This is a genomic window from Gardnerella sp. DNF00038 (genome assembly GCF_049262855.1).
Classification (GTDB): domain Bacteria; phylum Actinomycetota; class Actinomycetes; order Actinomycetales; family Bifidobacteriaceae; genus Bifidobacterium; species Bifidobacterium vaginale.
In genome coordinates this window covers 1,602,666-1,626,662 of sequence record NZ_CP058407.1, presented here as the reverse complement: position 1 = coordinate 1,626,662, position 23,997 = coordinate 1,602,666, and the positions used below count along the sequence as shown (strand labels likewise).

The 23,997-nt window shown below is 42.8% G+C and carries 17 protein-coding genes; 10 read left to right on the top strand and 7 right to left on the bottom strand.

All coding sequences use genetic code 11. From position 1 onward, the window contains the following. Positions 1 to 2: 2 nt before the first annotated feature. From HXT19_RS06420 to HXT19_RS06400, 5 genes are all read left to right on the top strand, one after another. Complete coding sequence (locus HXT19_RS06420) at positions 3 to 1,826, top strand: ammonium transporter (protein WP_101887762.1); 1,824 nt, start codon at positions 3 to 5, stop codon at positions 1,824 to 1,826. A gap of 375 nt (positions 1,827 to 2,201) precedes the next feature. Continuing rightward, the gene (locus HXT19_RS06415) at positions 2,202 to 3,593 is read left to right on the top strand and encodes an MATE family efflux transporter (protein WP_004114095.1); all 1,392 of its coding nucleotides are present in this window, start codon (positions 2,202 to 2,204) and stop codon (positions 3,591 to 3,593) included. Positions 3,594 to 3,704: 111 nt separating this feature from the next. Further along, positions 3,705 to 5,180: a replicative DNA helicase gene (dnaB, locus tag HXT19_RS06410; RefSeq protein ID WP_004116417.1), complete on the top strand. Its 1,476-nt coding sequence runs from the start codon at positions 3,705 to 3,707 to the stop codon at positions 5,178 to 5,180. A gap of 65 nt (positions 5,181 to 5,245) precedes the next feature. Next, positions 5,246 to 6,574 (top strand): MurT ligase domain-containing protein, encoded by a 1,329-nt coding sequence (locus HXT19_RS06405; protein ID WP_373271621.1) that lies wholly within the window; start codon positions 5,246 to 5,248, stop codon positions 6,572 to 6,574. Positions 6,575 to 6,590: 16 nt separating this feature from the next. Next, positions 6,591 to 7,397, top strand: a complete 807-nt coding sequence (locus tag HXT19_RS06400) for a type 1 glutamine amidotransferase (protein WP_101887761.1) — start codon at positions 6,591 to 6,593, stop codon at positions 7,395 to 7,397. Positions 7,398 to 7,507: 110 nt separating this feature from the next. Here the strand turns inward: HXT19_RS06400 and upp are convergent, their stop codons facing one another. The 5 genes from upp to HXT19_RS06375 all read right to left on the bottom strand — a co-directional run bounded on the left by upp (position 7,508) and on the right by HXT19_RS06375 (position 12,723). Further along, positions 7,508 to 8,146, bottom strand: coding sequence for a uracil phosphoribosyltransferase (upp, locus tag HXT19_RS06395; RefSeq protein ID WP_004114100.1), 639 nt, complete (start codon positions 8,144 to 8,146; stop codon positions 7,508 to 7,510). Positions 8,147 to 8,443: 297 nt separating this feature from the next. Further along, positions 8,444 to 9,106: a thymidine phosphorylase gene (locus tag HXT19_RS06390; RefSeq protein WP_101887802.1), complete on the bottom strand. Its 663-nt coding sequence runs from the start codon at positions 9,104 to 9,106 to the stop codon at positions 8,444 to 8,446. Positions 9,107 to 9,152: 46 nt separating this feature from the next. Then, a complete protein-coding gene (locus HXT19_RS06385) occupies positions 9,153 to 10,316 on the bottom strand; it encodes an NUDIX hydrolase (protein ID WP_248902953.1) in 1,164 nt (387 codons plus the stop codon). Positions 10,317 to 10,619: 303 nt separating this feature from the next. Next, positions 10,620 to 11,342 (bottom strand): RloB family protein, encoded by a 723-nt coding sequence (locus tag HXT19_RS06380; RefSeq protein ID WP_048730801.1) that lies wholly within the window; start codon positions 11,340 to 11,342, stop codon positions 10,620 to 10,622. Positions 11,343 to 11,397: 55 nt separating this feature from the next. Further along, positions 11,398 to 12,723: an AAA family ATPase gene (locus tag HXT19_RS06375; RefSeq protein WP_421785956.1), complete on the bottom strand. Its 1,326-nt coding sequence runs from the start codon at positions 12,721 to 12,723 to the stop codon at positions 11,398 to 11,400. A gap of 369 nt (positions 12,724 to 13,092) precedes the next feature. On the opposite strand from HXT19_RS06375, the gene HXT19_RS06370 reads away from it, so the two are divergent. Further along, positions 13,093 to 14,460, top strand: coding sequence for an ATP-binding protein (locus HXT19_RS06370; protein WP_422119676.1), 1,368 nt, complete (start codon positions 13,093 to 13,095; stop codon positions 14,458 to 14,460). Positions 14,461 to 14,549: 89 nt separating this feature from the next. Here HXT19_RS06370 and HXT19_RS06365 read toward each other — a convergent pair whose 3' ends face one another. Continuing rightward, positions 14,550 to 16,787, bottom strand: a complete 2,238-nt coding sequence (locus HXT19_RS06365) for an RNA degradosome polyphosphate kinase (protein WP_004114108.1) — start codon at positions 16,785 to 16,787, stop codon at positions 14,550 to 14,552. Positions 16,788 to 17,347: 560 nt separating this feature from the next. On the opposite strand from HXT19_RS06365, the gene HXT19_RS06360 reads away from it, so the two are divergent. From HXT19_RS06360 to HXT19_RS06350, 3 genes are all read left to right on the top strand, one after another. Continuing rightward, on the top strand, positions 17,348 to 18,079 hold the full coding sequence (locus HXT19_RS06360) for an MIP/aquaporin family protein (protein WP_004116393.1): 732 nt from the start codon (positions 17,348 to 17,350) through the stop codon (positions 18,077 to 18,079). Positions 18,080 to 18,241: 162 nt separating this feature from the next. Then, the gene (locus HXT19_RS06355; protein ID WP_065189706.1) at positions 18,242 to 19,291 is read left to right on the top strand and encodes a glutamyl-Q tRNA(Asp) synthetase; all 1,050 of its coding nucleotides are present in this window, start codon (positions 18,242 to 18,244) and stop codon (positions 19,289 to 19,291) included. Between the two features lie 34 nt (positions 19,292 to 19,325). Beyond that, positions 19,326 to 20,114 carry a YggS family pyridoxal phosphate-dependent enzyme gene (locus HXT19_RS06350; protein ID WP_101887757.1) on the top strand — a complete coding sequence of 263 codons (789 nt, stop codon included), beginning with the start codon at positions 19,326 to 19,328 and terminating at the stop codon, positions 20,112 to 20,114. Positions 20,115 to 20,148: 34 nt separating this feature from the next. On the opposite strand, the gene HXT19_RS06345 is transcribed toward HXT19_RS06350, so the two are convergent. Beyond that, complete coding sequence (locus HXT19_RS06345; protein WP_014554855.1) at positions 20,149 to 20,964, bottom strand: fumarylacetoacetate hydrolase family protein; 816 nt, start codon at positions 20,962 to 20,964, stop codon at positions 20,149 to 20,151. A 218-nt stretch (positions 20,965 to 21,182) separates the two neighbouring features. Between HXT19_RS06345 and clpB the strand changes: the two genes are divergently transcribed. Continuing rightward, positions 21,183 to 23,777: an ATP-dependent chaperone ClpB gene (gene clpB / locus HXT19_RS06340; protein WP_162860816.1), complete on the top strand. Its 2,595-nt coding sequence runs from the start codon at positions 21,183 to 21,185 to the stop codon at positions 23,775 to 23,777. The last annotated feature ends 220 nt before the right edge of the window (positions 23,778 to 23,997 follow it).

Sequence of the window (23,997 nt, the reverse complement as noted above, 5' to 3'; positions counted from 1 at the left end):
AGATGACCGCAATGGATCCGCAATGGGCATTATTGGCCGCTGCTTTAGTGTTTATAATTACGCCAGGGATTTCTCTATTTTATGGCGGTCGCGAACGAGCAACATCTATGGTCAACATGATGATGCTTTCTGCTGGAGCTATTGCGGTAACAACCATAGTTTGGACGCTATGGGGATGGTCAATGGCTTTCGCTGGGAAAGACATGATTGGCGGCGTTGTGGGTGATCCTGTGAGTGGTTTGCTTCTACGTGATTCAATGGTTGCAGATCATGGAATTTTTACTTCTATGGACGCAAACACAGGCTTGTCGGGCGGAGGTATTCCAGCAGCCTTTAGATTAGCGTGCGCTGTCGTAGCAGTTGCTCTTATTACTGGTGCGTTGGCTGGACGCGTAAAATACGCAATTTGGCTTATATTCGTGGCGGTATGGGTCACTTTAGTATTTGCTCCTCTAGCGCATATGGTTTGCGGAGGGGGATTGCTTTCCCCTAATGGCGCAATATCACAAGCTTTAGGAATTCAAGTACACGATTTTGCTGGAGGATCGTTGCTGCACCTGACTGCAGCAGTTTCTGCGCTTGCAATCGTGCTAATTATTGGTGGTCATGCGCACTTCCCGTTAAAGCGATTTGTGCTTCATACCAAATCCTCTACTGTTCAAGGTAACAGTAGTAATAATTCTGAGCATAAGGGAAATTTGGTTCGTGCATTGTGGGCTGACGTTGCGAGATTTAGTAAATTAGAGACTAATACGGGTTCATCATCTTCTAAAGCAGAAGATTCTAATGGTTCTGTTGAAGCTGTTAGTGATGTTGCTGATAATTCTGTAAATGTTCTAAAACGCCATCCGCATAATGTACCGTTTGTTGTTCTGGGAATTTTTATTATTTGGTTTGGCTGGCTTGGCTTAATGATTGGATCTTCTGTAGGTCTTCCTGGAGTTGCTGGATATGCTTGGGTTTCATCCACTATTACAGCATCTGCTTCTATGCTTGCTTGGGGTGTTACAGAGCGTTTGCGTTCAGGTTGTTTTACTGCTGTTGGCGCCGCGTCTGGAATTATGGCGGGTTTGGCCGCTAGTTCTGCCGCTGCAGATGTGATTGCGCCTTTATGGGCAATGGTATTAGGAGTTATTGTTGGTGTCGTTACATGCCTTGCAACGCATTCTAAGACTTTTGCGCGTTATGATGGAGCGCTTCATGTTGTGAGCGTGAACGGCATCGCTGCTCTTATCGGTATTTTTGCAGTGGGATTATTTGCTGATAGTAGCGGACTGTTTTGCGTTGGTGACTGGCATCAGCTTATCGCGCAGATTTGTTTACTTGTAATCACTGTTCTTTATTCCGGTGCAGTTACTGCTTTAGTTGCATTTGGTTTAGAGAAGCTTTTTGGTTGGAGAATATCGGAAGCTAAAGAGCGTAAGGGTGTTGATTTGGCAGATCAGGGTGAGCGCGCATATGACTTTTCGAGTATTGCTCAAGCTAGAGCTGGAGCTGTTGTAGAAGTTGCTGATTCTGAAGAAGGGAAAACCCAAGTGGCAGTTCTTACTCCAGTAGCTATTTCTGTTGATGAATCAGTTGTAGACGCAGATGGTGATTCTGTAGATGCAGATGGTGATTCAACGGTTGCTGGCGATAATTCAGCTCATTCTGATGATAATGTTTCTGCTCAATCGCAAGACGAAGTTGAATTGGGCGAAGAGAAAATTGAAACTGAAAATGATGGAAAAGAGTCAGAAAATTCAGAAGAATCTGATTCTAGTTCTGTGGAAAATAAGTCAGATAAATCTAGAAGTAATTCTAAGAAATCTCAAAAGAAGCAATAAAATATCAAAGTTTGTGTAAAGTAATCCCCCATTGGTGTGAATATCTCAAGATTATGACACACACGGGCTAAGTGATGTGGATAAAAACTTTGAGTTATCCACATTTTAGGCGTGTTGCTGTGTGTATCTCAAAAAGTTATACACAAATGGGGGATAACATTGTGGATATCCTGCGGATAACTTTTCCAAAAACAATTTTGATTTGCAATTGGCAAATATTTATGATAGCGAAATAAAAAGGAAAAGTCGCAAGCTACCGAACATCAGATTTAGAAAAGTAATGTAATAAGTAATAAAAATAATAAAAGTAATAAAAATAATAGTTTTATTAAATACTTAATCTAATAAGTTTTTTCGACAGTACAATAGTGCATTATGACAATAGCCAAGAGTAACGCAGCTACCAATAGACAAGAAGATAAAGAATCTGCTATAAACAAAAAAGATTTACTAAAGCATATATTTTCTCTAGCTATTCCTACATTTGGACAGCTTATTGCAGAGCCAGCGTTTGTTTTAATAGACACCGCAATAGTAGGTCATTTAGGCAAAACGCAACTTGCAGGGCTTTCAATAGGATCAACTGTGCTTTTAACAACAACGGGACTATGCCTGTTTTTGGCATACAACACCACAAGCCAAGTCGCGAGACTATTGGGTGCTGGGAAAAATCGTCAAGGACTAAGCGTTGGAATGGACGGTCTATGGCTGGCTCTTGGGTTAGGTGTTGTTTTAACGCTTGTTTTAATGGTGTTCGCAGGTCCGCTTTGTCAAAGCTTTGGTGCAAGTGGAGATACGCTTAAAAACGCGATTATTTACACTCAAACTGTTATGCCAGGATTGCCTGCGATGCTACTAATTTACGCGGCAAATGGCATATTCAGAGGACTTAGCAAAGTAAAAATCACACTTTTTGCTGCAATAAGTGGAGCTGTGCTAAACGCTATTTTAGATATTCTATTTGTGTTTGGAATGAATCTTGGCATTTTTGGATCTGGAATAGCAACAATGATAGCGCAATGGTATATGGGTATTGTTTTAACGCTTCCAGCGATTTTTTGGGCAGCTCGCGAAAAAGCACGTTTGCGTCCGCAAGCGCATAGCATACTTAAAAGCGCTGGAAGTGGTATTCCGCTGTTTATACGCACATTGGCGTTGCGCGCGTGCATGGTTGCCACTGTTGCAGCGGCTGCTCGTCTTGGAACAAATACTTTAGCCGCATACCAAGTTGCAAATTCTTGCTGGAATTTTGTTATGAACATATTAGACGCTATAGGGATTGCTGCTCAAACAATAGTCGCCTCTGCGCTTGGAGCTGGATTATTAAAACGCGCTAACATAATCACAAAAATATGCGCACAAGTAGGAGCATTAAGTAGCGTAATCGTTGGAATTTTGATGATATTTGCAGGATGGCTACTATCCCCGTTATTTAGCCCAAACGTAGAAATACAACTTTTAGTTTCGATAGGAATGACGATTCTTGGAATTTTCTTGCCGTTATCTGGATTTATGTGGGCTTTAGACGGAGTGCTAATCGGAGCTGGAGATCACAAGTATTTGGCCAAATCGTGCTCGATTACAGCTATTGTGTACCTTCTTGCGATTAGTGCAATGTGCTTCGTAAATATAGCTTTCTGCTCTACTGACATAATTAGAACCGTGTCATTGTGGGTGGCTCTGAACCTTGTATACATTGGTGGAAGAGCTTTAGGAAATTCTCATAGGGTTAAAACAGATGATTGGATGAAGTCTGCAAGTCTGTAAGTATGTAAATATGTGAAATATTCAAATATGTGAAATATTCAACTTGCGACTTGTGTTGGTTTATATCAACTTTTGTTGGTGTGCTCCGTGCGGGCGTTTATACTCGATTCTATGGCAGGTAATGATATGTGGAAGTCAAGTAGAAATGACGCAAACCAGTCAGGCAACGCATCATATAACAGTATTTTGTTTGACAAGGTTCCGCCTCACGACGAAGACGCGGAAATGGCCGTTTTAGGTGGAATGCTAATGAGCAAAGATGCCATTGGCGAAGTTTCGCAAATCCTAGAAACAGCAGATTTTTATGTGCCAAAACACCAAACAATTTACGACGCGATCATAAGCTTATTTTCTGGTTCACAACCAGTAGATGTTGTTTTAGTCGCAAACGAGCTTCTAAAAGACGAAAACCTGGAGAAAATTGGTGGAGCAGACTACCTGCATAGTCTAGTTGCATCAGTTCCAACAGCTGCAAACGCGTTATATTACGCGGATATTGTACACAAAAATGCGATTTTGCGAAATGTGATTGCTGCTGGAACAAAGATTGCGCAAATGGGGTATTCTGCCACGGGAGATCAAGCAGAAGACGTTGTAAATCTTGCACAATCCGAAGTTTACGAGATGAGTTCTGGCAAAGTTCACCAGGATTATTCTGCTATTGGTCCTGTTGTTCAAGATGCTCTCGAACAATTAGACAAGTTGCAAAGTAACGAGATTGAAAAAGGCGTTCCAACAGGATTTAGAGATATTGACGACATGACGCAAGGCTTGCAACCAGGGCAAATGGTAGTCGTAGCTGGTAGGCCTGCAATGGGAAAGTCAACTCTTGGAATCGACTTTGCGCGTTCTGCAGCGTTGCATCACAATATGACAACAATCGTGTTCTCGCTAGAAATGAACAAATTGGAGCTTGCTCAAAGAATAATTGCAGCCGAAACGGATATTCCAATGACGGCAATGCATCGCGGAACTTCAGAAGACATTACAACAGATAGATGGACTAAGCTAAATGCGTTTTGGTCAAAAATGAAAGACGCTCCGCTTTTTATAGACGATAGCCCAAATATGAGTCTTATGGAAATTCGCGCAAAATGCAGGCGACTAAAGCAAACGAACGATCTAAAGTTGGTTGTAATCGACTATTTGCAACTTATGACTTCTGGAAAGAAAGTCGAATCGAGGCAGCAAGAGGTCTCGGAGTTTTCGCGTGCATTAAAGCTTTTAGCAAAAGAGCTAGAAGTGCCAGTTGTTGCGCTAAGCCAGCTAAACCGCGGACCAGAAATGCGAAACGATAAAAAGCCTCAGCTTTCAGATTTGCGCGAATCGGGATCTATTGAACAGGATGCTGACGTTGTGTTTCTTGTGCATAGACCTGATTTTTACAACAAAGAAGATCGTCCAGGCGAAGCAGACATTATTATGGCAAAGCATCGTAATGGTCCTACAGAAACGTTCAATCTAGCTTTTCTTGGAGCAACGTCTAAGTTTAAAGATATGCCGCAAGGATACCAGCCGCAATCATATTCGCAAGGTAATGATGCTCAAGGTTATGATTCGCATCAGTCTCAGGCATATCAGCAGTAGAGTTAATAGGGGGATTGATGATCGTCAAAAATAAAGTGGTAAAACGCTGTTGTTTTGGATTCATAATGCCAGCTGTAGGGAAATTGGTTAGGATGATTTCGCGCGCGACAAACCACGGAGGAAGTGCTTTACCAGGCAAAGTTGTGGAAACACTAGACCCTGGGTTTTTGGCTAGAACGCTAGGAAAATTACCTTATGGTGTTGTGTTAATTTCTGGAACTAACGGTAAAACCACTACAACTCGCATGGTTGCGTCTATGCTTAGAGATGCTGGATTGCGCGTGTTTACAAATCCTACGGGATCGAATTTTACACGCGGAGTTGTAGCAGCATTGGTGCAAGAAATGCCTGTTTTTGGCACAAAGTTAGATGCGGATATAGCTGTTTTAGAGCTTGATGAAGCTTATGCGGTGCATTTTGTAAATCAAATAAAGCCGCGCTATTCGCTTCTTCTAAACGTTATGCGAGATCAGTTAGATAGATTTGGCGAGATTGACACTACAGCTAAATTGTTGAGCAATGTTGCGCACGCAACTAAGCGAGTAGTTGTGTTAAATCGCGAAGATTCGCGAATTTTTGCGCTTTCTAAAGATGTTTTGCCGTCTTGTAAGGTAAAATATTTCGGTTTGGACGAATCGCTAAGAAGCATGTTTCCAACTGACGACGATTTGCATAGTGATTTGTGTGGCGATTTTAATGGCGATTCGCGTAATCTTCCGCATGCAGATGTTGTTTTGGCAAAAGTTGCAGATAATAAAGCCGATTTTTTGATTGATGGGCATAGAAAAACCACTAGCGTTAAGCTGCGAGGCGTGTATAACGTTTTTAACGCGGCTGCTGCGTCTACGATTGTGCGCGCTATTTTGGCAGATGCTGCTAAAAAAGATGCAACACTCGCAAAATTCGACGACGATGCGCTTATGGAATCTATTTCTCGCGTAACGCCAGCATTTGGTCGAGGCGAAGTAATCGAAGTTAACGGCGCTCCTGTGGAGCTTGTTCTAGTGAAAAATCCTATTGGATTTAGACTTGCGCTCGCCTCGGATAAGCCTGCAAATCATGACACAATGATTGCGATTTGTGACGAATACGCGGATGGGCGAGACATGAGCTGGCTGTGGGACGTTGATTTTACATGCTTTAGTGGCACTGGAGTCACTTGTGTTTCTGGCACGCGCGCGTGGGATATGGCTTTGCGTTTACAATACGACAAAGTTGCCTCTAGAAATGTGAACACTGATTTAGAAGAAGATGTTAAAACCTTTGTAAATGGCGATTTTAGTAGTGATGCTAAAAATGCTAAGCGCATATATTGCACATACACTGCTATGCTTCGCGTGCGATCTACGTTGGGGCAAATCGCAAGCGTTAAAGACGTTGGAGTTGGAAAGTAGCAAGAAAGTAGTCGTCATGAATGATATGAGTGATGTTAATTATATTAGTCAAGCGAATGCTACTAATAAAGCCGAAAATCGTGTATTAGATATTGTGTCGCTGTACCCGAAAGACATGAATATTTACGGTGACTATGGCAATGTACTTACGATTATGCGTCGAGCGGAATTGTACGGTTACAAGCCTGTGCTTCACGAGTACAACGTTGGCGATGATTGGCCAAAGCGAGTAGATATGGTTCTTGGTGGCGGCGGTCAAGATCATGGTCAAAGTAGAGTTACGGATGATTTATTTGCGCGCGCGGGCGCGATTCGCGAGCTTGCAAAAAATGGCGTTCCAATGCTTATGATTTGTGGGCTTTACCAGCTTTTTGGAGAGTACTTTGAGACTATTGAAGGCCAAAAGCTTAAAGGCATAGGTATACTCGGAGAGCATACGGTTGGTCAAGACGTGCGCATGATTGGAAATCTTGTTGAGCATAGCCGCGATTTTGGAGATATTGTGGGATACGAGAACCATTCTGGTCGCACAAGTTTGGAGAGTGGTACGCAGCCACTCGGCTCAGTTGATGGCGAAAATTGCGGAAATAACGGCGAAGATCATACGGAAGGTGCGCGCAAATACAACGTTATCGGCACTTATATGCACGGATCAGTTTTGCCAAAAAATCCGCGTTTGTCTGACTTTTTAATTTGTACAGCTGCGCAGAATCGTTACGGAGAATTTGCGCCAAAGCAGACTAATGCTCAGCGTGCGGAGCTTGAAAAATTGGACGAATTAGCAGATCGCGCTCGCGAAGTGGCAGTAACTCGTCCGCGCTAAATACAAAATAACCTGCTGAAAATCGCAAAGTGTTGCAAAACAGCAGGCTATTTTGTGGTTTTAAATTCTAGTTTTTGATTCTAGTTTTCGTTTGATTCGGTTAGTAACTATTAATCAATTAAACCATACAAGCGATCGCCAGCATCGCCAAGACCAGGAACGATATAAGCCTTGTCGTTTAAGTGCTCATCAACAGCGCAAACAACAACCTTAAAGTCAATAGAAGGATCAATCTCCTTCTCTAGGCGTTCCAAGCCTTCTGGAGCTGCCAAAATGTTAATAGCAGTAACATCCTTAGCGCCGCGCTCAGCCAAATAGTGCGTAGCCGCAATAAGAGTGCCACCAGTGGCAAGCATTGGGTCCAGTAAGAAGCACTGACGACCAGTCAAATCTTCTGGCAAACGGTTAGCATAAGTGACGATGTCGAGAGTCTGCTCGTCGCGCTTCATACCAAGGAATCCAACCTCAGCGGTTGGAAGAAGGCGAGTCATGCCGTCAAGCATACCCAAACCTGCGCGCAAAACTGGCACAACCATTGGGCGTGGGCGGTTCAAATGCTTGCCAGTCATCTTGCAAATAGGAGTTTCAATCTCGCGATCGCTAACTTCCAAATTGCGGGTTGCTTCGTATGCTTCGAGAGTTACCAATTCGGAAACTAACTCGCGGAAAATGTTAGAAGGTGTATTCTTATCACGCAAAACGGTGAGCTTGTGGTCCACCAGCGGATGATGTAAAACATGAAGATCCATACCTTCTAGATTAGTGCAAGTGCGGCATGTTAAGCTATCGGCGTGCCGTGACTATTTAGAAAAAATATAAACAAGTGTTAATGAAGGTTGAATTTTGTGAATTGCTGGAAAATTAAAACATACTTAAAAACGCTGACTTGCGAAAGCGCCTGTCGGCGCAAACGCCGCTCGCAGCGGCAAAAAATGGAGCCCGGGGCTTAAACACAAGCCAGCGTCACTTCCCGAGTATACATGCTTTTAGATTTCAGCGCGCCGCGCTGTTGTATAACAAATAAACGCAGTGTGATAACAAATAAACTAATCGAGTTTTCCAAGTCTCCACAATTTAGCTCCATTAGCGAAGCATAAGGAAAGTGCATGCACGTTTGCAGATTTGTGCAAAACGCTAGCAAGACGCTGTGAATCATCTCTTTTGGAATCGTTCATCTTCTGTGTTAATTTTTTCGCGTAAGAACGCATTCCGCACGAAATAATCGCAGTAAACGCAGAAGCTCGATATAGAGCAACAGCAAAATCGCCCATAAAAGCACCAGAAAGAATAGAATCCGCGAGTCGCGCAATATCATCTCCTGTAGGAGATTCGTCAATTCCAGTAATTGCGGAAGCGCTAGTTGCAGAGGGTTCTCCAAGATTCCAATACTCCGCATATGCTTCTCGCTGCTTACGCAAAGACCCCCGAAGCAAATATAGCCTAAAAAGCATTCCAGGAAGCGAATCAGGTTGCGCTTGACTCCACAAGTCTGCGATGACCTCAATACCCTCATTCTCAACCAAATTCAGTACGCGTTCCACAATCTCTGGAGATTGTGTTTTATGCACGCGGTTAAGCAGAACGGCCGCTGAAGTGTGGCTGATTTCGTTTACAATTTGTGGATCTGTGCCGCCTTCAATTTGCGCGAGCATTGCAGGATCCATTTGTGCAGGTCTGCTTGGGCGACTTGCACCTATTGGACTTGGCATAAAAGCAGATCTGCTCGAATGGATAGAACTCGATTGTGAATTAAGGCTAGTAGACAATTGGTAACACCTTTTCAATATCAATAATGCGAGCGCCTTTAGAAGTATTGCTAATATGCAAAACTATTGCGCTACCAGTAGGCATGTATGGAGATTTTTGGCTAAGTATACGTTTATGTGCTCGCGGTTTTGTGATTCCTCGCAAATAGTCAAAGAAAGTGCCGATAATAGGGCGATGCAAACACATAACTGTTGAATTGTTAATATTTGCTTCTGTGTTTTGTGTGTTTTGTGTATTTTGTGCGTTGCAATCAAGATTTTGTATTTCACTTATAAGAACAGATAATGTAGATTTTGGTTTATCCTCATGATGGTCTTCAGTAAGTTCCGCAATCTGTTCTATAGAAAGAGAAGAATCGTGTGCAAAAGTTGCAACAGTTTCCACGCAACGTTTCCAAGGTGACGAGACAATTCGATTTGGAGCATAGCAAGCAAGCTCACGACCTAGAGCGTAGGATGCTGCAGATCCAAGAGGAGTGATTGGACGAGTTGCTTCGCTGCCTTGCCATGATTTACGTGATTCAGCTTTTCCATGTCGTACTAGTATCAATGTCTTATATTCAGTTTGACTAGCGTGTAGCTTTTCAAGAAAAGCATCTAAAACTTTTCTATCGCTATCGTGTGTGAGTTTTTTGCGAGCTTTAGAAGGAGTAAGCCATATAACATTGCCAATTTCAGTAGGTTTTGCTGGTTTTATTGGACCAAATGCTGGTAGTCGCTTCATTGCGGCATTCTCGTCTATTTCGCGCATCATCCAGTAGTGAATTCGCTTAACTACTTCTGTTTTGTTGTTGTTTTGTGAACTGTTTTTCGCACCGCTTTTTGAGATTGATTTTTTGCCTTCGTTTTCAAGCGGATATTCTATTTGTGCAATGTGAGGTCCTAGTGTTACTGCGTAGCCTGTTTCTTCCCCAACTTCGCGCACAGCTGTGTGACGATGCGATTCTTTTGGCTCATTCTTGCCTTTTGGCCAGCTCCAATCGTCATATTTAGGACGGTAGACTAGGCAAAGCTCAAAGTCGTCATCGCTTATCATGTTCGCTTGATTGCTTGTTTTTTTCAAGTCACTTGTGTTTGAGCTGTCTATTGTATTTCGCTTGCGATAAATAATTCCGCCAGCAGCCTCAACGTATCGCGTCGTTACTACACTCATATTCACTATTTTAGCGGTTTTCTTTCGCAACTTTTAGTTGTGCCTGGTTATTTATTACGATTCGTTTATTCGCTTATTTGGTTAGAGTCAATTTAGTTGCTGGTTTTCGCATATTTACGTTGCTTACGTTTATCACAGTCATGATAGTGATAAAAGCGCTGTGACTGTCATTTTAACTTCCGTGACTGTGATAATTCACTCCATAGACGTGATGACTCATCAATATTGCGCCATCATCTCACCCACATCTAGATTATTGCTGTTAATAACAGTAATGAAGACATATGTAGTTACATCATTAATTCACAATTTTTCTGACAAATCTATTCCTGATACACGCTTGCATTCATTTAATATTGTTTCTACTATTTCTGGAACATCTGTCCAAGGAGCGTAGTTTGACTTTTGAGTTACTGAAGGGTGATTTTTGCGATTTTCTATCTGTTCGGTTTGCATATGCTGCTTTGCGTTTTTAAAAGCATTCTTATAGTTTCCAGTTAATTTTTCTAATTGGATATGCTTATTTTTATTCCCAGTAGTGTTGTGAAGTAGCCCAAGTTCTTTTGCTTCTTTTTGGCAATCTCGCGTTTCTGTGCAAGAAAGAGGACAGCTTTTTATATGGTCAATAAGCCATACTTCGAAGCAAGGGTTGGAAATTACTAATTTTATCTTCCCACAAGTTGAATCCGACTTAGATTGAGCTTGTTGAATTTTTTCTCCAAATTCATCAACGTCTGTTACAACCCATACCAGTGTAAACGGATCGTAGTTTTCTTTTTTCGCTTCTTTGCAGTCTAATCTCTCAAGTTTAATCGCATAATTTGTTAAAGTGAGTGGATCTACGCCCTCTTTTTCTATGTTAATTGATTTATGAATATCCCATGATGTAGCACAATATTTACTTACTTCTGATTTTATATAGCTAAAATACTCAAACTCTGTAACTACACCGCCACAAACAATGAGGAATCTTTTATTTCGTTTCGACTGTTTCTTCGAACGGCCGTGTGATGGAACATGAACCATAGCCCGCTCCTCATGAATACTAGTGTTTTATATAGTTTTGAATACTGGTAGTGTTTTAGATTCTGTTAGTATTTGTAAGTATTTCCGCAAAAACATCATATAGAGACGGTTGTGGTGCTGAAGCGTATATGTTGTGTTGATAGTTTTTACCAAAGTTTACATTGCGGTTTTCCCATTCCGTAAGTGGATGTAATGAAGATTCGCCTAATGTATTTTTCTCTATAAACCAAATTTGATCTCTGTCGAGAATAGTTTTGTCGGTTCCAGAATTACTAATAAGACTTAAATCGTGAGTAGTAAAAATTAATTGCGATTGGTTAGGATTCGTTTCTGGATTACTGTAAAGCTTGAGTATTTCAGACACGAATTGCATGCTTAGACTTGTGTCGATTTCATCGATTAGAAGTATGGAATGTTTTGATAATGCATCTATAACGAAAGCAAATAGCAATAATGCTGTTTTAGTTCCTAAAGATTCAAAATCTTCAGGAAGTTGGCAATCTTTTTGACCAGAATGTGTAAACATTAAACGTGAAACACTGAATTTTTGCAATTTTTCAGTGTTTTCAGAAGTGTTATCTGTAAGTTTATTGTTGTCTCCGTCAAGTTCATTAAGAAGATTTGCGAGTCTCGCTAGTTTTTCTGATTGTTTAGCATCTAGCTGTTCGGATTGGACTGTTACACCTTTTAATCCTAAATCTGCATATTTTAGCAACTTGCTAATATTGGATGCAAAATCTGGATTTTCTTGTAAAACTGTTATCAAATTATTGGAATACTTATCAAAGTCAACTGTTCTGCATTGCTGTGTAGAAGTTATTTCTTCGTATGCAGCTTGCAATGTTTGTACACCTGATGCTGCAGCTGCAGATAGAAATAATGCGTTGTCTCTTGTAATTTTTTCTACAGTTTTTCCTATGGCTTTTAGATTTGAGCCAAATCGCATTGGCTTGCCATGCTCTCGTTCAAACAGCACAGTTTTTCTATTTGTTGTAGAGCGGAAAAGCCATAGTGCCTCTTCAATAATGTAATCATTATTGAAGGTAAACCAATATTTATATCTGTTGTTATCTTTTGCAATAAATTCTATAAAGAATGTTGACGGTTCATTTTCAGACTCTTTATTTAAAAGAAAAGGGAGTGCATTTATTTTTGAATTTGAGTTACCGGCCTTGAAGCTTCCTTCCACAAAATTTTTTAGAAATGTTATGCATTTTAGCAGATTTGTTTTCCCTGAGGCATTTCCTCCGTAAATGGCTGCAAGAGTTGATACATCTGGATGGGGCCACGAACTGTTTTTTGCATGTACGGTTCTTTGCATGCTGAATTGTTGCGATTGACGAAAACTTAGCGCGTTTTCTACGCTAAAATTAAGCAACATAGTGGTCTCCAGTGCTAAGTTTGCTATTTAACCAAAAATAGCATCAATTTTTTGATTATTATCTACTATCTACAGCGATATATCTTATATAAGAATATCGTAAAATATCATATTTGCAATCTACAAATAGTTTTTTGTATAAAATGTACATAAAAGTAGTTGAAAATTTAAAGAATAAGATTATTGTTCTCGCGCGTGTAATTGACTTGTACTAAAACATTGGCAACACTAAATTCCCAAACTTACAAAAACTGGCAAATTTTGGCGTAAAAAACATGCCAAAACTGGCAAATAATTGCTCAAAAAACCTCCTAAAACTGGCAAATAATGCTATAATCGTTGTAATATCAATATTAAAAAGAGTAAGCCATGGAACGACTAGCATTACAAAAATTAATTGCCTGGAATAGCAAGCCGAATCGTAAGCCGCTAATAATATGGGGTGCGCGCCAGGTTGGCAAAACGTATCTAGTAAAAGAACTTTTTGCGGAAAAATATTATAAAAATAGTTATATTTACATCGATCTTAAAAAAGAAGATGAGGTTCGTAACTTTTGCGAAAGCACAGCAAACGCAGAAAAGATTATAGAATACTTGTCTTTGCGATTTTTCAAGGCTATAGATGAAGGCACTTTGCTGATTTTTGACGAGATCCAAGAATGCCCAAATATTATTTCGTCGCTTAAATATTTTTGCCAAGATTTTAGAAAAATTCACGTAATTGCAACGGGTTCAATGGTGCGAATTAAATTGCATCGCGAAGCTCACAAGCAAAATTCGTCGAAATCAGCAGTTGGTCAATTCCTCTTTCCAGTAGGCAAAATTGACCAGATAACAATATATCCAATGACTTTTGGTGAGTTCCTACTGAACAATAATAGTCTTCTATATTCAAAGGTGCGCGAAGCATATGATTCTAAGCAAGCGCTGCCTACAGAAATTCACAATCTTGCGTTAAATGAAGTGTATAAATATTTGCTGATTGGTGGTATGCCAGAAGCAGTACAGGCATACATTGAACGTAAAGATTTACTAGAATCGCGTGAGATTTTGCGCTCGCTTTATGACAATTATCTTGCAGATATGGAGTTGTACCAAGCAAGTAGCGAATCGATTTTAAGATCTCGACTTTTATTTGAGAATATTTTCAGAGAGCTTAACAAGGAATCAAAAAACTTTTCAGCTGGTCTTATTAAAAAAGACAGTAGAACTAGAGATTTTGCGACGTCCATTCAGTGGCTGCTTATGACTCATATTGTTAATCAGTCATTCCAACTCAAAGAGCATATAACCACGCCGCTTATGCAAGAAAACGAAAGTAATTTCCGACTATTTTTGTGCGATATTGGCATGTTCTCATATCAAAGCGGAGTTAATGCAGCATCTTTTATTTCAAACGAAAGAGACAATACGCTATCTGGTATTTTCTTCGAAAATTACGTTGCAAACGAACTTAGCGCAAATGGTTTAAAACTGTTTTATTGGCGCGGAAAATCAGATTCAGAATTGGAATTTATAATTGAATCAAATAACAAACTTTTTCCGATTGATGTTAAAAAAGGCAGAGGAACTCTTAATTCTCTAAATAAGTTTGCAATGCAAAACAAGTTTGAGTTTGCAATAAAAGTTTCTAAAAATAATTATGGCTATGATGCAAATCAGAAAATCGCGACTATGCCATTTTATTTTATGACGTTCGTGGCTAGCGATTTGGCTGAGGGAACGCTTGAGATTTAGTCAGATTAGAAGGAGCAATAAATACAACAAGAGCCAGAATCATATTTCTGAATCTGGCTCTTTGCCTATTGTTTATTAGTTACTCGCAATCAGTTCACACCTCGAGGTTTGCGTGTGTGAGTATGAATTAGATATTCCTGACTGTCGACTAGAGGACGACCTTCGGAATCGCGAGAATGCAGCGTGTATGTGCCATCTCCATCCATCCACCAAGAAACTGTTGAATCAGCCATTTGCAAATCAATGTATTGAATCAACGCCTCCACCTGGTCTGGAGCGCTTATGCGAACCAGTGTTTCAACGCGGCGATCAAGATTTCGATGCATCAAATCGGCCGAGCCAATCCACACTTCTGGGCCACTTGCAGGACCATCGCCAATTTGCGGACCGCAAGAATTAGCAAAAGCATAGATTCGGCTGTGCTCAAGGAATCTGCCAAGAATAGAGCGAACTCGAATATTCTCGCTCAATCCTTCAATGCCAGGCTTTAGCGAGCAAATTCCACGCTCAACAATGTCAATCTTTACTCCAGCTTGAGCCGCGCGGTACAAAGCGTCAATCGTCTTTTCGTCAACAACAGAATTGACTTTAATCTTAATCCACGCTTCTTTTCCAGCAAGAGCCGCTGCCTCTTCCCTGCGAATTCGCTCAATAATGCCCGTTCGAACTGTGCGAGGAGCCACAAGCAAGCGATGGAAACTAGACTTTGGAGCGTAACCCGAAAGCTGATTAAACAAGCGAGTCAAATCTTGACCAACTACAGGATCGCAAGTAAGCAAGCCCAAATCTGTGTAAAGGCGAGCCGTCTTAGGGTTATAGTTGCCAGTACCAACGTGGCAATAGCGGCGCAATCCTTCGGCTTCTTGGCGAACCACAAGCGAAAGCTTGCAATGCGTCTTCAATCCAACAATGCCATACACAACGTGAACGCCTGCGCGCTCAAGCTTACGCGCCCAAGCAATGTTGGCGTCCTCGTCGAATCTCGCTTTAATCTCAACAAGCGCAAGAACCTGCTTGCCAGCGTGAGCTGCGTCAACAAGAGCGTCAATAATTGGCGAATTGCTAGACGTGCGATACAGCGTTTGCTTAATTGCAAGCACCTTTGGATCTGCCGCCGCTTGCGCCAAGAACGCCTGAACAGAAGTAGAGAACGAATCGTAAGGGTGATGAAGCAAAATATCATGCTCGCGAATCGAAGCGAAAATATCTTGCGCATGGCTAGTTTCAACTTCTGCAATTTGGCGATTTGTAGTAGGAATAAACGGACGATACTTCAAATCTGGGCGATCCAGCGCTTGCAACTCAAAAAGAACCGTCATATCTAGCGGCGAAGGCAAACGATATACTTCTTCTGGGCTTACGCGCAACTGATTAGCCAGCAACTGAGACAAGAATGGGCTAGCTTCGTCGGAAATCTCAAGACGAATAGGCGGCCCAAAACGACGACGCAAAAGCTCCTTTTCCATAGCGTTGAGCAAGTTTTCTGCATCGTCTTCCTCAACGTCAATATCTTCGTTACGCGTAACGCGGAAAGATCGCGCTTCTTTAATAATCATGCCTGGGAAAAGCGATTCCAAATGTGCTGCAATCAACTTTTCCATAGGAATAAAGCCGTAGCGCTCTTCGCGACCCTCTTCGTCGGTTAAATCGTCAACTGGAACAAGACGATTCAAATTATCTGGAATCTTTACGCGAGCAAAATGCGATTTTCCAGAATTTGGATTCTCTACAATAACAGCCAAGTTAATAGACTTGCCAGAAATATATGGGAACGGGTGTGCAGGATCCACTGCAAGTGGCGTTAATACTGGGAAAACCTGCTTGCGATAATAGTCTGAAAGTCTATCTTTTTCGGATTGCGTAAGCTTGTCCCAACTGAGCATAACAATGCGCTGCTTAGCAAGCTCTGGCAAAATGTGGTCAATAACATAATGCGCATGCTCATCTTGACGACGATGTGTAACCTCGCTAATTGCTCGCAACTGCTGACGCGGGCTAAGCCCACTTGCAGCGGTTACTGCGATTCCTGAGTCGATTCTGCGCTTTAAGCCTGCAACTCGGACCATAAAGAACTCGTCTAGGTTGGAAGCAAAGATGGCTGCAAAATTAGCGCGTTCAAGAAGTGGTAAATCAGTATTTTGCGCTAACTCAAGCACGCGACGATTGAACTTTAACCAGCTAAGCTCGCGGTCAAAGAAGCGATCTTTTGGCAACGGTAGCTCGCCCTCACGAGCTTCACGCTTTTCTGCCTTTTCGTCTTCGGCGATGTGCTCTGCAATTTGACCGCGCAGAATCGCCTTTGAGGGAGCGTCAAAAATTTGTACCATACTCCGTAATTGTATGCGCTGTAAGGGAAGTGCGCGACTGAGTGTCGGCAGCTGCGCGTGCTCGACACGCCGATAATTGCAATATGTGAACGCATCTGAACATGACAACCATTGCATATTCACAAAATGATGCAAAACCATCTATTTTTTATGTGCGAATGAACACTAATTACAATATGCGAACAAAGATGATTTTGTACTTTACTAAAGAACAAAAAACAGTAATAATAAGAATCACAAGAACAAATTAAAAGAGCGGTAGACCACAGAAAATGTATGGATGTTAGATTCCAATTACGTTGGACGGATACATAAGACTTTACCGTTGCAACGAGGATGTTGTGCAGATAGAACCGCTGAAGATTGTTTTTGTAAGTAAGAGGCTCGCCAGTGTGGCGGGCCTCTTTTGATATATGACTATTTGATATTTACTCGCAGTGTCGTGTTCATAGGGGAAACTATCAAAGAATAATTGCTGGATTCATTTTCTTAGCTTCTTTGAAAATGAGATGTGGTACAAAAGCAAAAGCAGCAAAACAATTAAGAAGGATCGAAGGACCATGCAACACTCATTTACAGTAATGTTGGCAGCTGAGTTTATTGGCACTGCCATTCTTATGATTTTTGGCAATGGAGCCGTTGCCAATGTTGAACTTAAAAACACTAAAGGTCATCACGCAGGCTGGCTAAACATTGCTATGGGCTATGGTTTTGGCGTTATGTTCCCAGTGCTAATGTTCGGTGGAATTTCTGGCGCGCACATAAATCCTGCTATGACAATTGCGCAAGCTGTTTGCGGAATGTTCCCTTGGGCAAACGTACTTCCGTATATTGTGGCTCAGCTTTTGGGTGCATTGGTCGGTCAGCTTATTGTGTACGTAACTTATTTGCCACATTACAACGAAACCGAAGAGCCAGAGGCTATTCTTGGCACGTTCTGCACTACGGATGCTTACAATAACAAGCTTAACTACTTCCTAAACGAATTCTTTGGCACGCTCGTGCTTGTTTTGGCTGCGCTTTGCTGCCTTACTTCTCCTTGGGGAGAGAAGAATTTGGCTGGAGCATCAATCGTAGTCGGCTTTGTTGTTTGGGGATTGGTGACTTCTATGGGTGGTCCGACTGGTCCTGCTTTGAATCCTGCTCGAGACCTTATGCCGCGTTTGCTCCACACCATTTTGCCTATTCCACACAAGGGTTCTTCTCGTTGGGGCGAGGCGTGGATTCCAGTCGTAGCCCCTATTGCCGGCGCAATCTTGGGCGTGCTTATGTTTAAGTCGCTATTTGCATAAAACAGTTGCTTTTAACTGTTATTGATTGTGATTAATTGCGGTTGTAAGAAGCGCGTGATGCTAGTATGAATGCGTTACGCGCTTTTTATTTTGCAAGTTTATGTTTTGCAAACTTGTGCTTATTAAGAAAGATTTTAAGAAAGATATTAGAAAGACGAAATCATGTTTTCTAAGTCACCTATTGCAATTGGTCGTTTTGCGCCGACTCCTTCTGGGCGTATGCATATTGGCAATATGGTAGCAATGTTGGCTGCTTGGCTTTCTGCAAAGTCGCAAGGTGGAAGCATGATTTTGCGTCTGGAAGATCTCGATATTGCTAGAATGCCAAAAGATGCAAGCGCGCGAGTGATTGACGATTTGAAGTGGGCTGGGCTTGATTGGGTTGGTGAGCCGACTTATCAGCATGAGCGCACTGCACTCTACCAAGAAGCTCTTGATGCGTTAGAATCTTTGCAAGACGGAGACGGGAATTCCCTGATTTACCCGTGTTTTTGCTCGCGTTCCGATATTCGCGCGATTGCAGCGCCGCAAGAAGGCGACGGCTTTATACGCTATCCCGGTACGTGCAGAAATCTTCGCAAAAATGCGCAAGGCTTGGCGCAAATCGAAAAGCGTTTGCAAAATAATCAACAACATTCTTTGCGGCTTGCTGTACCGACTGCTGATTTAAACCAAGCGAATGTGAGTTTTATAGACGCGATTTTTGGTGCGCAATCGTTTAACATTAATCGCGACTTGGGAGACATGGTGATTCGTCGCGCGGATGGCGTGTTTTCCTACCAGCTTGCGGTTGTTGTTGACGATGTGCTTTCGGGAGTAAACGACATTGTGCGCGGACGCGATTTGCTGCGTTCGGCGGCTCTTCAAATTTGGATTGGTGAGCTGTTAGAAAAATCGGGATTTTTTGCGGCTAACGGCGTGCATTACGTGCGTCCGCAATTTGCGCACTTGCCACTAATTGATAACGCTCAAGGCGAGCGACTCGCAAAAAGCAAGCATTCACTAGATGTTGGCGCACTTCGTGAATCTGGCTGGAGCGCCGAGCGCATGATTGGTTACTGCATGTATCTTTTGGGATATAAGAATCCTGAGCAAACTCGCCCAGCAGATATGAGCGCTGCAGATGCGCTCGCGTTATTTAAAAGCGACGAAACGCCGTGGAATTCTGTTCGCGCAAACTTAGCAGACAAATCCGTGCCCTTCCTCGACTAAACTATGTATTTAGAATGATAGATTGGGGCAATAAATGGCATATATGACGCAAAAAGATTTAGCGAATACTGAGGTAGATTGTGTTCGCGCGCGTCAAATTGCCGACGGCGTGCACAGCGTGCAAGACGCCATTGCTCAAGCCGAATCGCGTTACGGGTGCAAAGCTGGGTCTGTTACGCTGCTTGCTGCAACTAAAACGCGAGATGTTGGCGAAATCATGGCAGCGCTCAGAGCAGGAGTGCGCGTAATTGGGGAAAATCGTCCGCAAGAAATTGTTGCAAAAGCAGAAATTTTACGCAAGGAAGCTGCGCGCGAGAATTTAAGCGTTGGTGTAAACGGCGAAATTCCGCTCTACTTAATAGGTCAGTTGCAAAGCAATAAAATAAACAAAGTCTTGCCTCTTGCAAATGGGATTCAGTCGGTTGATAGCATTGATCTTGCGCAAAAAATATCTGCTCGCGCTCAAAATTTGGGACTTCGCGTAGACGTTATGCTGGAAGTGAACGTTTCGGGAGAAGTTACGAAATCCGGATGCGCGCCAGAATGCGCGATTGACGAAGCGCTCGCTATATCTAGCTTGCCGGCGCTTAATTTGCGCGGATTTATGACGCTTGGAGCGCGCGTGGATGATGAAAAAATAGTGAGAAGCGGTTTCGCAAAATTGCGAGAAATCAGGGATTGTGTAAGTAAACAACTCGCGCAAGACTCTTCAAAACTAGAGCTTTCAATGGGAATGTCCGGCGATTTTGCGTGGGCGATTGCCGAAGGTTCAACAATGGTTAGAATCGGTTCGGCAATCTTTGGCCCGCGCGCATTTGTGTAGTCTTTGTGTAGTCTTAAATCAAATCAATAATTTCTCACGCATGCATAATCACATTACGCAGCGAACCAATACCATCTACATGCACAATCGCTTCATCGCCAGCGTGCAAAGTTCCGGCTGGATACGGCGTTCCAGTCAAAATAACATCTCCTGGAAGAAGCGTTGAGAAACTTGAAATCGCAGCAATTTGCTCTGGAATGCTGTGAATCAATCGCGCTGTAGTGCCGTTCGCCTCTGGCACATCTTTGCCATTAAGCGTAAAAGATATATGCGCGTCTCGCCAATTTAGCTCGGTTGTAACCCATGGACCAAGTGGGCAAGAAGTGTCGAATCCTTTTGCGCGCGTAAACATTGGGTCGCTGCCTGCGCAATCACGCAAAGTTACGTCGTTTACACATGTAAAGCCAAAAACGTAGTCCATTGCCTTATCTACCGACACATTTTTGGCGATTTTGCCCATAACAACAGCCACTTCTGGCTCAAAATTCATATCGTTCGAAAAAGCCGGAATAACAATCGGATCGTCAGGTCCTATTACAGATGTGCTCGGCTTTGTAAAAATCACCATGTCTGCTGCCGTGTGACTTGACAACACAGCAGAAGATGCGCGCTCTTCAGCAGAACGCGTATCGTAGTTTTTTGCCAATCCGTAGACTTTTGAAGGAATTACTGGTGCAAGCAGGCGCACGCCATCGGCGTCTAACTCGTAGCGCTTACCTGTTGGTTTAACTCCTTGAGGGCTTAGTGGATGGCCTTCTAGCGCTACTAAATAATCCTTACCGTCTGCTTCGTCTTTTTGAACGAAAGCGTACTGCGGAACTTCATTATACGAAAAACGTGCAATTCTCATATTTTTAAGATTACGACATATTTAATACTTAGGAAAATACTTAGGAAAAGTCGCAAGCAACCGTTGTATAAGAAAACGCCACAAACATCTTGAAAACAAAACTTGAGTGTAGTAGACTCAAGTTTTAGAAATTGACAGAATGTGGTTTGAGTGCAATCGCAAAAAGTGCACGTAAATCACCTAAAATCCGCTAGATAGCGGTGCAAATGGGGGTAAATATGGAACAAAAATTTACGACCTTAGCGCAAGATGCATTAAGTGATGCTGTGCAAAGCGCGGCGGCAGCTGGCAATGCGCAAGTTGATACGTTACATTTGGCAGATGCTTTACTTCGCCAAGAGCAAGGCGTAGTGCGCGCGCTTATTGCACAGGCTGGTGCAGATGCGCAACAAATCGGCGCTGAAATTCGCAACGCATTAGTGGCACTGCCTTCATCTACTGGCTCAACTACAACTAAGCCAGACGCAAGCCGTCAGCTTTTAGCTGCGCTAAGCCAGGCAGAAAAAGAAATGCGCACAATGGGAGACGAATACGTTTCTACAGAGCACATGCTTATTGGCATAGTTGCAAGCGCGCCGAATGCAGTTGCGGATATTTTCAAAAAGCACAACGTTTCCGCAGACGCGTTGCGCAAGGCTGTGCCAACTGTACGCGGAGGCGCGAAAGTTACAAGCCCAGATGCGGAAGGCAACTACAAAGCGCTCGAAAAATATTCGGTTGATATGACTGCGCGCGCTCGCGAAGGAAAGCTCGATCCAGTAATTGGACGAGACCAGGAAATTCGTCGCGTGATTCAGATTCTTTCTCGCCGCACGAAGAATAATCCTGTGCTAATTGGCGAGCCAGGCGTTGGAAAAACGGCAGTTGTAGAAGGATTGGCTCAGCGAATCGTTGCAGGAGATGTGCCTACAACTTTGCAAAACAAGCGTCTTATCAGTCTCGACTTGGCTTCGATGGTTGCAGGTTCGAAGTATCGCGGCGAATTTGAGGAACGCTTAAAGGCAGTGTTGAAGGAAATTCAACAATCAGACGGTCAAATTATTACGTTTATTGACGAAATTCACACTGTTGTTGGCGCAGGATCTGCAGAAGGTTCAATGGATGCTGGCAATATGCTTAAGCCAATGCTTGCGCGCGGCGAGCTGCGCTTGGTTGGCGCAACTACGCTTAACGAGTATCGCGAGCATATTGAAAAGGATTCGGCGCTTGAACGTAGATTCCAGCAAGTATTTGTTGGCGAGCCATCTGTTGAAGATACGGTGACGATTTTGCGCGGACTTAAGCAACGTTACGAAGCACACCACAAGGTGACGATTAGTGACGATGCAATCGTAGCTGCAGCAACGCTTTCAAACCGCTATATTACTGGCAGACAACTTCCAGATAAGGCGATTGATTTGGTTGATGAAGCGGCAGCTCACTTGCGTATGGAGCTTGATTCTCAGCCAGAAGAAATCGACGAATTGCAGCGCAAAGTTACGCGTCTTGAAATGGAAGAAATGCAATTAAAGAAAGCGGAAGATGCTGCTGCTAAAGAACGCTTAGAAAAGTTGCAAGAAGAATTAGCAAACTCGCGCGAAAAGCTTACTGGTTTGAAAGCGCGTTGGGATGCGGAAAAGGCTGGTCACAACAAGGTTGGCGATTTGCGAGCGCAACTCGACGCTAAGCGCGTAGAAGCCGACAAATTCACGCGAGAAGGCAATTTGGAGCAAGCAAGCCGTATTTTGTATGGCGAAATTCCAAGCATTCAAAAAGCTTTGGAAGAAGCAGAATCCGAGGCTGCTAATGCTAAGAGTGAAGCAAAAGAGCCGATGGTTCCAGACCAGGTTGATGCTGATTCTATTGCTGGAGTCGTTAGCGAATGGACTGGCATTCCTGTTGGCCGCTTGATGCAAGGCGAAAATGAGAAGCTGCTTAACATGGAAAAGGAGCTTTCTAAGCGCGTTGTTGGTCAAAGCGAAGCAATTCAGGCTATAGCGGATGCTGTGCGCAGAAGCCGTGCTGGAATTGCAGACCCGAATCGCCCTACCGGTTCGTTCCTATTCTTGGGTCCTACTGGCGTTGGTAAGACGGAGCTTGCTAAGGCTCTTGCTGACTTTTTGTTTGACGACGAGCGCGCAATGGTTCGCATTGACATGAGCGAGTACATGGAAAAGGCTTCCGTTTCGCGTCTAATCGGTGCTGCTCCTGGTTACATTGGCTACGAGGAAGGCGGTCAGCTTACTGAAGCTGTGCGCAGACGTCCGTATTCTGTAGTGCTTTTTGACGAAGTTGAGAAGGCACATCCAGAAGTATTCGACGTTTTGTTGCAGGTTTTGGATGATGGTCGTTTGACTGACGGACAAGGTAGAACGGTTGATTTTACGAATACGATTTTGATTATGACATCAAACTTGGGTTCGCAATTCCTTGTGCAAGAAGGCTTGGACGATGCTGCTAAACGCAAGGCTGTTATGAACGCTGTTCACGCTGAGTTTAAGCCAGAGTTCATTAACCGTTTGGATGAGCTTGTTATGTTCCATCCGTTGAGCCGCGAAGAGCTTGGTGGAATTGTGTATATTCAAGTTCGCCAAGTGGCTGCACGCTTGAGTGACCGCCGCATTAGCTTGGATGTGAGTGATTCTGCTCGCGCTTGGCTTGCGGAGCATGGCTACGATCCAGTTTATGGTGCTCGTCCGTTGCGTAGATTGGTTCAAACGGAAATTGGCGATCAACTTGCGCGATTGCTGCTTTCTGGCAAGGTGCATGATGGCGCTCGCGTAGTTGCGGATTGTGAGAATACTAGCGACCATGTAACTCTCAAGATTGCGTAATATATGCACTATTTAATGTAGTCAAATAATGTAGTCAAATAAAACAAAGCGTGCTGTTTATTGGATTATTTTCCATTAGACAGCACGCTATTTTTGTATCTAAATAAAAAATATTTGTAGAAGGAACTTGAAATAAAAAGGTGGAATCCCCCTTAATTTTTCAAGTTATTGCTGATAATTGGCATTATAGGATATGCATATCTTTTAAAATTTTAATTGG

Bases quoted from the DNA above. Each gene is read 5' to 3' on its own strand.
- HXT19_RS06415 (WP_004114095.1), top strand. From the start codon at position 2,202: ATGACAATAGCCAAGAGTAACGCAGCTACCAATAGACAAGAAGATAAA.
- HXT19_RS06380 (WP_048730801.1), bottom strand. From the start codon at position 11,342: ATGGTTCATGTTCCATCACACGGCCGTTCGAAGAAACAGTCGAAACGA.
- HXT19_RS06360 (WP_004116393.1), top strand. From the start codon at position 17,348: ATGCAACACTCATTTACAGTAATGTTGGCAGCTGAGTTTATTGGCACT.
- clpB (WP_162860816.1), top strand. From the start codon at position 21,183: ATGGAACAAAAATTTACGACCTTAGCGCAAGATGCATTAAGTGATGCT.
- HXT19_RS06370 (WP_422119676.1), top strand. From the start codon at position 13,093: ATGGAACGACTAGCATTACAAAAATTAATTGCCTGGAATAGCAAGCCG.
- HXT19_RS06420 (WP_101887762.1), top strand. From the start codon at position 3: ATGACCGCAATGGATCCGCAATGGGCATTATTGGCCGCTGCTTTAGTG.
- HXT19_RS06365 (WP_004114108.1), bottom strand. From the start codon at position 16,787: ATGGTACAAATTTTTGACGCTCCCTCAAAGGCGATTCTGCGCGGTCAA.
- upp (WP_004114100.1), bottom strand. From the start codon at position 8,146: ATGGATCTTCATGTTTTACATCATCCGCTGGTGGACCACAAGCTCACC.
- HXT19_RS06345 (WP_014554855.1), bottom strand. From the start codon at position 20,964: ATGAGAATTGCACGTTTTTCGTATAATGAAGTTCCGCAGTACGCTTTC.
- HXT19_RS06405 (WP_373271621.1), top strand. From the start codon at position 5,246: ATGCCAGCTGTAGGGAAATTGGTTAGGATGATTTCGCGCGCGACAAAC.
- dnaB (WP_004116417.1), top strand. From the start codon at position 3,705: ATGGCAGGTAATGATATGTGGAAGTCAAGTAGAAATGACGCAAACCAG.
- HXT19_RS06355 (WP_065189706.1), top strand. From the start codon at position 18,242: ATGTTTTCTAAGTCACCTATTGCAATTGGTCGTTTTGCGCCGACTCCT.
- HXT19_RS06385 (WP_248902953.1), bottom strand. From the start codon at position 10,316: ATGAGTGTAGTAACGACGCGATACGTTGAGGCTGCTGGCGGAATTATT.
- HXT19_RS06350 (WP_101887757.1), top strand. From the start codon at position 19,326: ATGGCATATATGACGCAAAAAGATTTAGCGAATACTGAGGTAGATTGT.
- HXT19_RS06375 (WP_421785956.1), bottom strand. From the start codon at position 12,723: ATGTTGCTTAATTTTAGCGTAGAAAACGCGCTAAGTTTTCGTCAATCG.
- HXT19_RS06400 (WP_101887761.1), top strand. From the start codon at position 6,591: ATGAATGATATGAGTGATGTTAATTATATTAGTCAAGCGAATGCTACT.
- HXT19_RS06390 (WP_101887802.1), bottom strand. From the start codon at position 9,106: ATGCCAAGTCCAATAGGTGCAAGTCGCCCAAGCAGACCTGCACAAATG.